Below are 14,152 nucleotides of genomic sequence, written 5' to 3'. Positions count from 1 at the left end.
GGCCCGGAAATCCGCCGACCTCCAGAATGCGGCGAAGCCCGGCCCGAAAGAAACCGATCCCTTCGGAGGAGGTCCGCCTCCGGAAATTCCGCGCCCATCCGGATTAGCCCCGGAAATGCGGCCCCGATCCGCCTATTGACGCCATTGTGAAGATGCGCGTCGCCGGAAGCGGCGCCATGTTTCGTAGAAATCCAGGCGCTGCGCATCCCGCGGCGCATCTCGCCTTGCACGCACAGGAAAGTCGACGCCCATGGGTTCCCGTCCGCTGCGCCTTGCGGCTGCGCTCTGCGTGGCCCTTGGCCTCGCCGCCTGCGAAGACAAGACAGCCGCCTCGGCCGCCGCCCCCCCGGGCGGCATGGCCGGACAGCCGCCCGAAGCGGCCTACATGACCGTGCGGCCCCAGCAGGTGCCGCGCGCCGCCGATCTGCCCGGACGCGTGGCCCCCTCGGCGGTCGCCGACGTGCGCCCCCAGGCCGAAGGCGTGATCCGCCGCATGCTCTTCCGGGAGGGCGCGCAGGTCAAGGCCGGCGACGCCCTCTTCGAACTGGATTCGCCCCGGCCCCGCGTGGCCGTGGACACCGCCGAGACCGCCCTCGCCCGGGCCCAGGCCTCGCAGGCGGCGGCGCAATCCGCCCATGACCGCTCGGCCAACCTCTATTCGCGGGGCTTCCTCAGCCGGGCCAACATGGAATCGGCCGCCACCGCCCTCGACCTCGCCAGAGCCGACGTCGCCAGCGCCCGCGCCCAGATCGAAAGCGCCCGCATCGGCATGGCCTACACCACCATCCGCGCGCCCATCTCGGGGCGGATCGGCAAGGCGGCGGTGAACGTCGGCGATCTCGTCACCGCCAACCAGACGACCGCCCTCGCGACCATCCGCCAGATCGATCCGGTCTACGTCGACCTCGCCGACACCAGCGCCAACATCCTGCGGCTGCGCGAGGAGATCCAGGCGGGCCAGATCGGCGGCGCCGCTCCCGAGCCGAAGGTCCGCTTCACCCTGGAGACCGGGACCGCCTATCCGCATGAAGGCCGCGTCTCGCTCACCGACATGGTGGTCAGCGAAAGCACCAACGCCCTGACCCTGCGCGCCGTCGCGCCCAATCCGGAAGGGACGCTGCTCCCCGGCATGTATCTGCGCGCCGCGGTGGAGCTCGGGTCGAGCTCGGCGGTGCTCGCGCCCCAGCGGGCCGTGCTGCGCAACTCCACCGGCGAGCCCATCGCCTACGTCATCGACGCCGGAAACAAGATCGAAAGCCGCAAGCTGACCCTCAACGGCGCCCGGGGCAACGCCTGGGTCGTCATGGACGGCCTGAAGGAAGGCGACAGACTCGTGCTCGACGGATTCCAGAAGATCTCGCCCGGCGCCACGGTGCGCGGAATCGAAGGCTCCGTGGATGAGAACGGCGTCGTCGCCCAGGAGGCCCTCAGATGAGCGGACCCCAGAGCTTCCGGCGCAACGCCATCGCCAGCTTCTTCATCGCCAGACCCATCTTCGCCATCGTCCTGGCCATCGCCACCATGCTGGGCGGCGCGGCGGGCCTGATGAGCCTCTCCATCTCGCAATATCCCGACATCGCCCCGACCACCATCCGCATCAACGCCACCTATTCCGGCGCCACCGCCGAGGCGGTGGAGAACTCGGTCACCACGGTGATCGAAAGCGCCATGACGGGGCTCGAAGGCCTGATCTACATGGAGAGCAGTTCGAGCAGCGGCTCGTCTTCGGTCTCCCTGACCTTCGACAACTCCGTGGACCGCGATCTGGCCCAGGTGCAGGTGCAGAACAGCGTCTCGCGCGTCACCTCGCAGCTGCCCGACAGCGTGCAGAGGCTCGGCGTGCGCGTGACCCGCTCGACGGCGGGCATCTTCATGGTGGGCAACCTCATCTCGACCGACGGGCGCTACAGCTCCAGCGAGCTGGCCGACATCATGTCCAGCCGCATCACCGACCGCGTCGAGCGCATCGAGGGCGTGGGCTCGATCCAGGTCTTCGGCGGCCGCTACGCCATGCGCATCTGGCTGGATCCGGCGAAGCTCGAACAGTTCCAGCTCACGCCCGCCGACGTCACCGCCGCCGTCGGCGCCCAGAACGCGCAGGTCTCGGCGGGCGCGATCGGCGCCTCGCCGACGGTCCAGGGCCAGCAGATCACCGCCGCCATCACCGCCCAGAGCCAGATGACCACCGTGGAGCAGTTCCAGCGGATCATCCTCAAGACCGCCGCCAACGGCGCCGTGACGCGTCTGGCCGACGTCGCGCGGGTGGAGATCGGCCTGGAGAGCTACGGCCGCAACTCCACCTACAACGGCCTGCCCGCCACGGGCTTCGGCGTGCAGCTCGCCAACGGCGCCAACGCCGTCGCCACCTCGGAGGCCATCCACGAGCTGCTCGACGGCATGAAGGACTCGCTGCCCGCGGGCGTCGAGATCGTCTATTCCTTCGAGACCACCCCCTTCGTCGAGCTGGCCATCGAGAAGGTGATCGCCACGCTGATCGAAGCCATCGTGCTGGTCTTCGTGGTGCTGCTGATCTTCCTCCAGAACTTCCGCGCCACGGTGATTCCGATGATCGCGGTGCCGGTGGTGCTGCTCGGCACCTTCGGCGTGCTGAGCCTGCTCGGCTATTCGATCAACATGCTGACCATGTTCGCCATGGTGCTGGCCATCGGGCTGCTCGTGGACGACGCCATCGTGGTGGTCGAGAACGTCGAGCGCATCATGCACGACGAGGGGCTCGACGCCCGCGCCGCCACCGAGAAATCCATGGGCGAGATCACCGGCGCCCTGGTGGGCGTGGGCCTCGTGCTTTCGGCGGTGTTCCTGCCCATGGCCTTCTTCGCGGGTTCGGTGGGCGTGATCTACCGGCAGTTCTCGGTGACCATCGTCACGGCCATGGCGCTGTCGGTGCTGGTGGCCATCGTGCTGACGCCCGCGCTCTGCGCCATGATGCTGCGGCCCTCGCACGGGACGGGGCTCAAGCGCTGGATGGCCTGGTTCGACCGCGGATTCAACGCCCTGACCCGAGGCTACGTCGGGACGGTGCGGCGGCTGGTCGTGCGGCCCCTGCGGATGGTCCTGGTCTTCTCCATCCTCTCCTACGGCGCCTGGCACCTCTTCGCCAGGCTGCCGAGCTCCTTCGTTCCGGCGGAGGATCAGGGCGTGCTGATGACGCAGATCTCGCTGCCGCCCGGCGCCAACGCCGCCCGCACCCAGGCCGTGGTCGACATCATCCTCGACTATTATCTGAAGGAGGAGGCCGCGGCGGTGGCGGGCGGCTTCTTCAACGTGGGCTTCAGCTTCGGCGGCTCGGGCGAGAACGTGGCCATGGGCTTCGTGCGTCTGCGCGACTTCTCCGAACGCACGGACCCCTCGCTGTCGGCGGCGGCGGTGGCGGCGCGGGCGGGCGCGCGGTTCCGACAGATCCGCGACGCCGAAGTCTTCGTGCTGGCGCCGCCCGCGATCCAGGGCATGGGCTCCTCCTCGGGATTCAACATGTATCTCGAGGACGCGGGCGGACAGGGCCGCGCGGCGCTGAACGCCGCCAGCAACCAGCTGACGACCCTCTCCAACGCCGATCCGGACATCGCCAACATCCGCGGCGCCACGCGCGCTCCGGACAACCAGCTGCATGTCGAGATCGATCAGGAGAAGGCGGGCGCCATGGGCGTCACCCCCTCCAACGCCAATTCGGTCCTGAGCGTGGCCTTCGCGGGCAGCTATGTGAACGACTTCCTGCTCAACGGCGAGAGCCGGCGCGTCTACGTGCAGGGCGACGCCCCCTTCCGCATGCAGCCCGAAGACATCGGGCGCTGGCATGTGCGCAACGCCTCGGGCGAGATGGCGCCGCTCTCGGCCATCGCCTCGAGCTCCTGGACCCAGGGGCCGCCCTCGCTCGCGCGGTTCAACGGCACGCCTGCGGTCTCGATGCAGGGCGCGGCGGCCGAGGGCGTCAGCTCGGGAGACGCCATGATCTCGATGGAGCGGCTCGTCTCGGGGATGGAGGGCGGATACGCCGCCTCCTGGTCGGGGCTGTCCTATCAGGAGCGCCTCGCGGGCTCGCAGGAGGTGATCCTCTATGCGATCTCGCTGCTGGTGGTCTTCCTCTGCCTGGCGGCGCTTTACGAAAGCTGGTCCATTCCCTTCTCGGTGATCTTCGCGGTGCCGCTGGGGATTCTGGGCGCGGTGGCGGCGGCCAATCTCTTCGGCCAGTCCAACGACGTCTATTTCAAGGTGGGCCTGCTGACCACCATGGGGCTCGCGGCGAAGAACGCCATCCTCATCGTGGAGTTCGCCAAGGACCTCAACGACCGCGGCATGAGCGTCGTGGCCAGCGTGCTGGAGGCGGCGCGGCTGCGGCTGCGGCCGATCGTCATGACCTCGCTGGCCTTCTCGCTGGGCGTGACGCCGCTGGCCATCGCCACCGGCGCGGGATCCGGCGCGCAGAAGGCCATCGGCATCGGCGTGCTCGGCGGCATGATCGCGGCCACGCTGCTGGGGATCTTCTTCGTGCCCTTCCTCTATGTGCTGGTGCGGCGGCTCGCGGGCGGAGCGCCGCACGAGACGCCGCGTCCGCCGACGCCTCCGGCGGTGGTCGCCGCCGAAAAGGCCCGCCCCGCGCCTCCTCCGGAACCCGCCCGGGAGCCCGCCCGGGAGCCGGAAGCCGCGCTCGCCTGAGGAAGGCGCCGCCGGTCCCATCATGAGACGATCCCCGAGGGGCCGCCTGATCCGGGCGGCCCCTTTCCTTTTGAGGCTTGCGGAGGATCAGGACCCTTTCCGGATTGAATCTCCTGGGTCTCCGCCGAATCAGCGCTCTCCGGATGATCTTTTCCCGCACGGAATCCGCTCTCCGGAATCCCGGGTTCCCTAACGGAAAGCCTTGTAAATGAATCATTTTGAAACAAAAACTTGCCTTTACGCCTGGATTTTTCTTAACATGCGTCCAGACCTTCGGAGAACTCCGCGCCGGAATCATCGCGTGGGCTTTCCGGCGCTCCCGAAGGATTCCGAGCGCAGGATGCGGCGGACCCCATGGTCCGGCCTCGTCCGCTCCGCCCTCTCCGCTCGGAGGGCGGAAGGAGGCGGGCGCCTCCACGCCCGGAATCAAGGGAGCGGAGCCACGTCCGCCGCGCTCAGGGCGCGGCTTTCAGGGGAAGACGAAGATGAACGCCATGACGAGCGGAGCGGCCTACGGGCTCTCGGGATCAGGCGGGGGCTTGGCCCCCTGGGCGGCGGCGCGCTGGGCGGACGCCGGAGCGCAAGGCGCCTCCGCAAGCCACGCGGGACACGGCGGAGGCGCGGCCTCCCGGTCCTGGAGCTCCTCCGCCTCGAACGCCAATCTGTCGCCCTGGGCGGCGGCCCGCTGGGCTCAGGCGCCTTCGGGCGCGCAGGGCGCCTCCGGAAGCCACGCCGGACATGGCGCAGGCGCGGCCTCCGGAGCCTGGAGCTCCGCCGCCGCGAACGCCAATCTGTCGCCCTGGGCGGCGGCCCGCTGGGCTCAGGCGCCTTCGGGCGCGCAGGGCGTCGGCGCGGGCGCGCAATATGTGAACCCCTACGCCACCCGTGAAGCCATGTCCGGCCTGCCCTACATCGGCTGGGCCTTCGGCGGCACCACCAACGCCAATCGCGACGCGGCCGTGGACGCCGCCATCGCGGGCGGCAACGTCCGCAGCTATCAGGGCAGCCGCGGCGGACAGCAGCCCTCGGGCAACATCGTCGGCGCCCTTCTGGGCGGCACCATCGGCGCGGCGGGCGACGTGATCGGCAAGGGCATCGCCGAAGTCCCGATCCTCGGCAACAACGACCTGCTCGTCGGCTCGACCTTCTCGCCGATCCTCAACGTGGCCTTCGGCCAGCGCGTGATGAACAACGAGCAGATCAAGCGCAACGCCATCTACAACTTCGGCCCCCGCGCCGACGCCTACGCCGCCCGCGGCGACGCCTTCGGACAGGGCGTGGCTTCGGGGCTGCGCGGAGAACAGGTCTTCGCGCCGCCCGAACAGCGTCTGGGAATCGATGTGATCTCGAACGGCCTCAACCGGGGCCTGAAGTTCGTCTCCGACCTGAACATCCCGGTGGTCAGCTACTTCGCCGACGCGGCCCGCAGCCTCACGCGCGGCGCGGCGGGCGAGTCCTCCTACGACTGGCTCAACGGCGGCTCGGCGGACCCGATGGATCCCACCTGGACCGTCTTCTCCGCGCCGGTCAACCTCGCGGTCAGCGGCATGGCCAGACGCCTCGCGCCGGTGCTGGGCCTCGATCAGGCCGCCATGGACGCCCGCTACGGACGCGCCCTCGGCGACGCGATGAACGTCTATGACGTCTTCCTCCCCGGCGACCACACCCGCCACGCCTTCGGCTCGCATCTGCCGCGCCTGATCTTCGGCTCGCCGCACAACAGCAACGACCACAGCCACCACCACCAGTTCCAGACTTCGGACGTGGGCTCGGGGAGCGGACATTTCGGCCATAACTATCTCGACACCTGGGGTCGCCCCTCGTCGGGCCAGTACGGCGCGTCCTGATCCGGCTTCCGGTTCCGGGACCTCCGGGTCCGGGGCGGCCTCCGCGTCGCCGCTCCGGATCCGCCGCCGTCCCGGGCGGTTCACGAGAACACGACGCGCCGTCGGGCGCGTCGCCTTTTCCGTTTCCCGTCCACCCAATCAAGATCAAGGAGTCTGGATCATGGCGTCCGGAGTCTCTGGCGGCTCGGCGTATCAAGGCGGCGTTCCCAGCGGACCTTTCGTCGCGCCCGGCTTCAGCTATCAAACGCCCTCGGCGCCCTATGCGCCGAGGACCGAGGAGGCGGAGGCCAAAACCCGCGCCTCCATTCCCGCGCCGCACAGGCCCTTGCCTCAAAGCCACGCCGCGGATTCGCGCGCCTCGATCCTGGGCGGCCGGCTCGACGCCATAGCCACGCCCAACGACGCCCCGCCCAATCCGATCACGGCTCTGGCGGGGGCGGCCACGGGGATCGTCGGCGGCGTCACCGGCGTGATCGGGAACACGCTGAACTTCTTCGGGCTGCAGAAGCCCCTCACCGACATGACCGCCACGCTGCTCTCCAGCCCGCTGTTCAGCGGAGCCATGCGCCTCGGCCTGACGGGGCTCGGGCTCGGAGCGGGCGTGGGCGGCGCGCTCATCGGCGAGAAGAACGTTTCGGACATCGTCGGCCAAAGCCTCAACACGATCTCCTCCGAGAAGGGCGGCGCGGCTCTGGCTTCTCCGGCTCTGGAGGAGATGAAGCTCGGCGGTCCGGGCTGGAAGGGCGTCCTCGACGGGCTGCTCGCCGAAAACGCGGGCATGAACCTCTATTCCACGGCCTTCCTCGGCAATCTCAAGAACCGCACCGACGGCGGAACCGGACCCGAGTTCTACAAGCAGCTCGTGGTCGACACCTGGGACGCCAATCCGGCGGGCCGCGAATTCCTCGCCAGCGTGGGCAAGAGCGCCCTCTCGCGGGAAGACGCCGCCAAATGGTACGCCGAATATTACTACGACATCCTCGACCAGGAGGACGGATCCGGCGTCGCGACCAAGGTCGCCGACACGCTGGACTACCGCTTCGGGCTCGACGCCGACAACATGAACAAGGTCTACGCCCCCGGCGCCGACCGCGCGAACGCCTACGCCCGCGCCTTCCCCGAGCACGCCGCCGACATCATGGGCGATCCAGGCCTCGCCCGGCGTCCGGAGGCCGGAAAGGACGCGGCCTCCACGGCGCCGACGACGCGCGGCGGCCTGTCTCCGGCCAACAGCTCCGCTCCCACCGGGCCGGAGTATTCCGGAACCACCTCCCACACCCGCGCCTATCGCAACGCGCCCGGCGACGGCGGCCCTCTGGGCCGTCTGGCGTCGCTCGGAACGACTTCGGCGATCTCCCTGCTGGCGGGTCCGGGCGTGGCGGCGCTCGGGGGCCTCTTCGGGCGGGAGGGCGCGGGCAAGATCGCGGCCACGGCCTTCGATCAGATCTTCTCGAAAGAGGGCGGCTCGGCCTTCGGAGGCTTCATCGACGGCCTGCGCGCCGCGCCCGGCGGAGACGCCACGGCGGCGGCTCTGGTGAAAGGCGCGCTCTCCAGCGGCGCCGGAACGGCTCTGACCATCACCAGCGCCCAGCAATTCCCCAAGGCACAGGACGGCGTGGATTTCTTCCGCGGGATCATGACGCCTCTGCGGCGGCCCGGCGCCGACGGACGTTCGGTCTTCGACCGCGTGATGGAGGAGGCCCCGAACAACGAGGTCCTCGCCAACAACCTGCGCGCCGTGGCCGAGGAATGGGACGAATCCCTCAGCGCGAAGAACATGCTGAAGGAGGTCGGCATGGAAGGGAGCGTCAAGCGCATCCGCGACGCCCTGCCCGTCAACGTCCCCTACGCCTACATGCGGCAAGGGCCTCACGCCGATCTGGAGCTGAACGATCCGCGCCGTCTGCCGGGGATGTTCGACACCGCCCTGCCCGACGATCTGCCGCTCGTGGATTCCGCAGGCAAGCCGACGGAGTTCGGCAACGTCGGCCTGCGGCTCTTCGGCCATGACGTGCTCGACGGCAAGGTCGACGGAGACGTGACCCTGCGCACGCTGCTCAATCCGGTGGGCAGCGGCAACGACGACTTCCGCCGCAACCTCGAATACGTCAAGAAATGGGGGCAGATGGACCTCAGGGACGACGGCGCCCTGAACGGCTCGGCCTTGCGGAGCGTCGCCACGAACCAGCAGACCCAGGCCGCCGCCAATCCCGCGCCTGCGGGGATTTCAGGCGCTTCAGGGGCGGGCTCTCCGGCGGGCGCCCCGTCCATGAACGGCGTGACGGCGCCCCATGGCCCCAAGCCGGGCGGAGATCCGGGGAAATGCCCCTTCCTCGCAGCGCAGTCGGCCTTCAAGCCGGATCTCGCCTCTCCGAGCCAGAACCTCATGCAGGACGTGCGCCAGACCTTCGACTTCAAGAATCCCGGCGTGAAGCTCGAGTCCTATGACGCTCTGGCGCAGAACTACGGCTTCAACCGCAATGAACTGGCCGATCTGATCCTCTGGGGCCATACGGTCTCGAAGCTGCCGGGCGATCCGGCGGCGCGCAATCAGGCCTTCGATTCCTACGTCCAGCGCGCGCTCGACGGCGACGACAGCCTGACCAGCTTCGACCAGGTCTTCGTGCGCGACGTCCCCGGCCTGCGCGACCATTATCAGTCGCGGATCGGGAATTTCGACCAGTTCAATGCGGACGTCGGCAAGCTCCTCGCCCGCATGAACACGGCCGGAACCCCGCCTCAGGCGTAGCGCGAGAGCGCCAGATCCGCCGTCTCGATCTCCGGCTTGCGGCCGGAGATCAGATCGGCCAGAGCCCGCCCCGATCCGCAGGCCATGGTCCAGCCGAGAGTCCCGTGGCCGGAGTTCAGATAGAGGTTCGGCAGGCGCGTCGGACCGAGGATCGGCGTGCTGTCGGGAGTCATGGGGCGCAGGCCCGTCCAGAACCTGGCTTGGGTCTGGTCTCCGGCGCCGCCGAAGAGGCTCTCGACCGTCAGCTCCAGCGTGGCGCGGCGCGCGGCCGGCAGATCATGGCTGAAGCCCGCGATCTCGGCCATGCCGCCCACCCGGATCCGCGAGCCCAGGCGCGTCACCGCCACCTTGTAGGTTTCGTCCAGCACCGTGGAGACCGGCGCCCGCGCCTCCTCCTTGATGGGGATCGTGATCGAATAGCCCTTGAGCGGGTAGATCGGCGCCTTGAGCCCCAGAGGCTTCAGCAGGGCGGGCGTATAGCTGCCCAGAGCCGCCACGAAGACGTCGCCCGAGACCTCGCCCTGATCGGTCGTCACGGCGGAGACGCGGTCCCCCGCCTGCTTCAGGCCCTCGATCTTCACGCCGTAGCGGAAGACCACGCCCTTCTCTTCGCAGAGCCTGCTCAGGGCGTTGGTGAAGAGGAAGCAGTCTCCGGTCTCGTCATGCGGCAGACGCAGCCCCCCGACGATCTGGTCTTGCGAAAAGGCCAGCCCCGGCTCGGCGGCGACGCAGCCCGCCCGGTCGAGGATCTCGAAGGGCACGCCGCCCGCCTTCAGCACCTCGACGTCCTTGCCGATTCCGTCGAACTGCTTTTGCGTGCGGAAGACCTGCAAGGTGCCTTGCGTGCGGTGGTCGTAGCTGATGCCGGTCTCTTCGCGCAGCGCGACGAGCTGATCGCGGCTATATTCCGCCAGACGCACCATGCGTTCCTTGTTCACCGCATAGCGCCCCGCCGTGCATTCGCGCAGCATGGCGAGCATCCAGGCCGCCGCGCCCGGAACCGCCGAAGGCCGGATGATCAGCGGCGCATGTTTCATGAACAGCCATTTCAGCGCCTTCAGCGGCACGCCCGGCGCCGCCCAGGGCGAGGAATAGCCCGGCGAGATCTCGCCTGCGTTGGCGAAGCTGGTCTCGAGGGCGGGGCCCTCCTGACGCTCCAGAACGACCACCTCATGTCCGGCCTTGACGAGATGCCAAGCCGAGGCGACGCCGATCACTCCGGCGCCCAGAATCACGATTTTCATAAGCTCACCTGAAGATCCGTTCAGCTTCAGCCCGAAGCGTAGTCCCGATGGAACCGGCCGCCAAGGCCGGTGAGGATTTCATAATTGATGGTTCCGGCCGCCGCCGCGACCTCCTCCAGAGTCTGGTTGGGGCCGATCATCTCGACGAGATCGCCCGGCTTCAGGGCTCCGGGCGGCAGAGCCGAGGCGTCGACGATCAGGCTGTCCATGGAGACCCGACCCGCCAGAGGCAGGCGCCGTCCCGCGAACCAGACCGCGCCCCGTCCCTCCAGACTGCGCGGCAGCCCGTCGGCGTATCCGGCCGAGAGCACCGCAAGCCGCGTCTCGCCGGGCGCGACGAAGACGCCGCCATAGCCCACCCGAGCCCCCGCCTGAACCGTCCGGATCTGGATCACGCGCAGATCCAGCCTGACGACGGGCTCCACGGGGATCTCGCGGTCGGGCGTCGTGCGCCCCCCGTAGAGCGCCAGACCCGGGCGCGTCAGAGACCCATGCCACTCCGGCCCGAGCAGGATCCCGCCCGAATTGGCGAAGGAGACCGGAACCTCGGGGAAAAGCGCCGCCAGACGCCGCATCTCGGCCAGCTGGCGCGCGTTCTGGGGATTCTCCGGCTCGTCCGAACAGGCCAGATGGCTCATGATCCGCAGCAGCCGCAGGCCCTTCAGCCGCTCCGGCTCGCGGACCAGAAGCGCGGCCTCCTCGCCGGAGATCCCCAGCCGCGACATGCCCGTGTCGAGTTGCAGGAAGGCTTCGAGCTCCTCGCCGCGGCTTTGCGCCTCGGCGGACCAGGCCGCGACCTGCTCCAGGGAGTTGAGCGCCGGAATCGTCCCGGCCGCGCGGCAGGCGGCTTCTCCGCCGGGCGGGATTCCGTTCAGCAGGATCAGCCGGGAATCCGCAGGCAGGGAGGGCCGCAGACGCTGCGCCTCGACGAGATGGGCCACGAAGAAATCGCGGCATCCGGCGCCGTGGAGCGCGGCGCAGACCGGTCCGGCGCCCAGCCCGTAGGCGTCGGCCTTGACCACCGCGCCCACCGCGCCGGAGGTCCGGGCCCCGACCGCGCGCCAGTTGCGCGCCAGCGCGCCGAGATCGATCCGCAGCAGGCCGCCTGCGGTTTCGCGCGCGGGATTCTGAAAGGCTTCTTGCGACATGATCACCCGGGGACAAGGCCCGTTTACGGAATCAGAACACGCCTTGAGCTTAGCGCAAGGATCGCGCAATATCCCCGCTGATCGCGCCGGAAATCGCCGATCTATCCGGAAAGGCGCAATTTCCAGAGGCCAAAGGACGGATTCCTCCATGATCGGCCTCGACGCCCAGGACCACGAGATTCTCCGGCTGCTGCGCCTCAACGCCCGCATGAGCAACGCCGCCCTCGCGGCGGAGGCGGGGCTCTCGGCTTCGGCCTGCCTGCGCCGGGTGCGGCGGCTGGAGGAAAGCGGCGTGATCCGGGGCTACGCCGCCATCCTGGCGCCCTCCGCGCCCGAGGCGGTCATCACGGTGATGGTCTACATCACCCTGGAGCGTCAGACGGAGGATTGCCTCTCGCGCTTCGAGGCGGCGGCGCGCAGGCATCCCGAGATCCGGGAATGCTATCTCATGACCGGCGCGGCGGATTACTTCCTCAAGGTGGAGGTTCCGGACGCCGCCGCCTTCGAGCGCGTCCATACGGAGATTCTCGCCGCCATGCCGGGGGTGTCGCGGATCCAGTCGAGCTTCGCCATCCGCAACGCCCTCGCCACAAGGAGCCGCGCCCGCTCCGGAGGGGGGCGCGGCTGAAGATTCGCGCTGATCAGGGCCTCAGGGCGGAATCCCAATGCTCGTCGGCCTTGCCGTCGAGGATGCGCCAGGTGTCGTACCAGGTGGTGGTGTAGGCCTCGCCCCTGGAGTCCGTCTGCTCGTGGACGAAGCCCACCGTCACGAGGTCGCCTTCCGCCGTCACGAAGACGACCCGGGGCGGGATCTTCTCGGGAATGGGCTTGGGCTCCACCTTGAGGACTTCGGTGAAGAAGTGGATCACCCCCGCGCGTCCCGAAGCGGCGTTCGGGTTATGCTGGAGATAACGCTCCGTCAGATATTGATCGGCCAGATCCCAGCGCCCGGCCTCCAGAAGATCGCGGATGATCTTGTAGACCAGCTGCTTGTTGGCGTGCAGCTGGGGGTCGGGGCTCGTGAACAGAGCCTCGGCGTCGGGCGCGCCCACCACGGCCTCTTGCGCCCTGGCGGTCGCCGGAAGCAGGCTCAGCGCCAGAATCGCGCCAGTCCAGAATCTCCGCATTCGTCGTCTCTCCTGTTCGAGGGCCTCCATTCTGGAGCCGCGCGCAGGCCGAAGGAAGCGCGAAGCCGCCGCGGCGGATCACGCTTCCGTGGGCGTCAGGCGCCGGGATTCAGGAGGCCGCGTTCAGAAGGCGGTCGCCCTGCTCGTCGCGGATGCGGGTGGGCAGGCCGAGCCGGTCGAGCAGCGCCAGGAAGGGCCGGGGCGGCAATTCCTCGATGTTGGCCATCCTCTTGACGTCCCATTCGCCCGAGGCGATCAGCAGGGCCGCCGCCACGGCCGGGACTCCGGCCGTATAGGAGATGCCCTGACTGCCCACCTCCTCGAAGGCCTCCTTGTGGTCGGCGACGTTGTAGAGGAGGATCTCGCGGTCGCGGCCGTCCTTGACGCCCTTCACCACGTCGCCGATGCAGGTCTTGCCGACGTAGTCCGGCGCGAGCGAACCCGGATCGGGCAGAACCGCCTTCACCAGCTTCAGCGGGACCACCTCCAGGCCTTCGGCGGTCTTCACGGGCTTCTCCGAGAGAAGGCCGATGTTCTTCAGCACCGTGAACACGTTGATGTAGTGGTCTCCGAATCCCATCCAGAAGCGCACGTTCGGCACGCCGAGGATCTGCGAGAGCGAATGCACCTCGTCATGGCCCGTGAGATAGGCCTTCTGCGGGCCGACCACCGGCAGATCCCAGGTCTCGCCCACTTCGAACATGGCGTTCGAGGTCCAGGCGCCTCCCTGCCAGGACCAGACCTGTCCGGTGAATTCGCGGAAATTGATCTCGGGATCGAAGTTGGTCGCGAAATAGCGCCCGTGCGATCCGGCGTTGATGTCCACGATGTCGATGGAGTCGATGCGGTCGAAATATTCGTCGTGGGCCAGCTTCGCCCAGGCGTTGACCACGCCCGGATCGAAGCCCGCGCCGAGAATCGCCGTGACGCCCGCCTTTTCGCAATCCTCGCGACGCCTCCATTCGTAATTCGCGTACCAGGGCGGCGCCTCGCAGATCTTGGCCGGATCCTCGTGGATCGCCGTGTCGAGATAGGCCGCGCCCGTCTCGAGGCAGGCCGACAGCACCGACATGTTCAGGAAGGACGACCCGACGTTGATCACGATCCCCGCGCCGGTCCTGCGGATCAGGGCCGCCGTCGCGGCGACGTCCATGGCGTCGAGCTGGTGGGCCTCCAGCTTTCCTTCAGTCTTCAAAGCCCGTTTCTCATGAACGGAGGCGATGATGGCTTCGCATTTCGACAATCTGCGCGAAGCGATGTGGAGGTCGCCGAGCAGATCGTTGTTCTGCGCGCATTTGTGCGCGACGACCTGCGCCACGCCGCCGGCGCCGATGATGAGCACGTTCTTCGTCATTCCGATGGG

At 68.7% G+C, this 14,152-nt stretch carries 9 protein-coding genes; 5 read left to right on the top strand and 4 right to left on the bottom strand.

The features are described from left to right. The first annotated feature begins 250 nt into the window (after positions 1 to 250). The 4 genes from PHN62_RS11820 (at position 251) to PHN62_RS11805 (ending at position 9,270) form a co-directional block, all read left to right on the top strand. On the top strand, positions 251 to 1,435 hold the full coding sequence (locus PHN62_RS11820; RefSeq protein ID WP_300150817.1) for an efflux RND transporter periplasmic adaptor subunit: 1,185 nt from the start codon (positions 251 to 253) through the stop codon (positions 1,433 to 1,435). Then, on the top strand, positions 1,432 to 4,674 hold the full coding sequence (locus tag PHN62_RS11815; RefSeq protein ID WP_300150815.1) for an efflux RND transporter permease subunit: 3,243 nt from the start codon (positions 1,432 to 1,434) through the stop codon (positions 4,672 to 4,674). Before PHN62_RS11820 ends, PHN62_RS11815 begins: the two co-directional genes overlap by 4 nt. A gap of 485 nt (positions 4,675 to 5,159) precedes the next feature. Continuing rightward, positions 5,160 to 6,521, top strand: coding sequence for a hypothetical protein (locus PHN62_RS11810; RefSeq protein ID WP_300150812.1), 1,362 nt, complete (start codon positions 5,160 to 5,162; stop codon positions 6,519 to 6,521). A gap of 160 nt (positions 6,522 to 6,681) precedes the next feature. Continuing rightward, positions 6,682 to 9,270, top strand: a complete 2,589-nt coding sequence (locus PHN62_RS11805; protein WP_300150809.1) for a hypothetical protein — start codon at positions 6,682 to 6,684, stop codon at positions 9,268 to 9,270. Here the strand turns inward: PHN62_RS11805 and PHN62_RS11800 are convergent. Together PHN62_RS11800 and alr are read right to left on the bottom strand one after the other, a co-directional pair. Further along, positions 9,261 to 10,514, bottom strand: a complete 1,254-nt coding sequence (locus PHN62_RS11800) for a D-amino acid dehydrogenase (RefSeq protein WP_300150807.1) — start codon at positions 10,512 to 10,514, stop codon at positions 9,261 to 9,263. The two genes, PHN62_RS11805 and PHN62_RS11800, sit on opposite strands and share 10 nt — an antisense overlap. 26 nt (positions 10,515 to 10,540) lie before the next feature. After that, positions 10,541 to 11,662 (bottom strand): alanine racemase, encoded by a 1,122-nt coding sequence (alr, locus tag PHN62_RS11795; RefSeq protein ID WP_300150804.1) that lies wholly within the window; start codon positions 11,660 to 11,662, stop codon positions 10,541 to 10,543. A gap of 148 nt (positions 11,663 to 11,810) precedes the next feature. On the opposite strand from alr, the gene PHN62_RS11790 reads away from it, so the two are divergent. Next, positions 11,811 to 12,290: an Lrp/AsnC family transcriptional regulator gene (locus PHN62_RS11790; protein ID WP_300150802.1), complete on the top strand. Its 480-nt coding sequence runs from the start codon at positions 11,811 to 11,813 to the stop codon at positions 12,288 to 12,290. A gap of 13 nt (positions 12,291 to 12,303) precedes the next feature. On the opposite strand, the gene PHN62_RS11785 is transcribed toward PHN62_RS11790, so the two are convergent. Next, complete coding sequence (locus PHN62_RS11785) at positions 12,304 to 12,789, bottom strand: nuclear transport factor 2 family protein (RefSeq protein ID WP_300150799.1); 486 nt, start codon at positions 12,787 to 12,789, stop codon at positions 12,304 to 12,306. A gap of 109 nt (positions 12,790 to 12,898) precedes the next feature. Then, complete coding sequence (locus tag PHN62_RS11780) at positions 12,899 to 14,143, bottom strand: saccharopine dehydrogenase family protein (protein ID WP_300150796.1); 1,245 nt, start codon at positions 14,141 to 14,143, stop codon at positions 12,899 to 12,901. Between the last annotated feature and the right edge of the window lie 9 nt (positions 14,144 to 14,152).

The sequence above is a fragment of the Neomegalonema sp. genome (assembly GCF_028688855.1).
In the GTDB taxonomy this organism is placed as follows: domain Bacteria; phylum Pseudomonadota; class Alphaproteobacteria; order Rhodobacterales; family Rhodobacteraceae; genus Neomegalonema.
The sequence above is the reverse complement of the archived record's forward strand: the minus strand, read 5'-3'. Positions and strand labels throughout refer to the sequence as shown.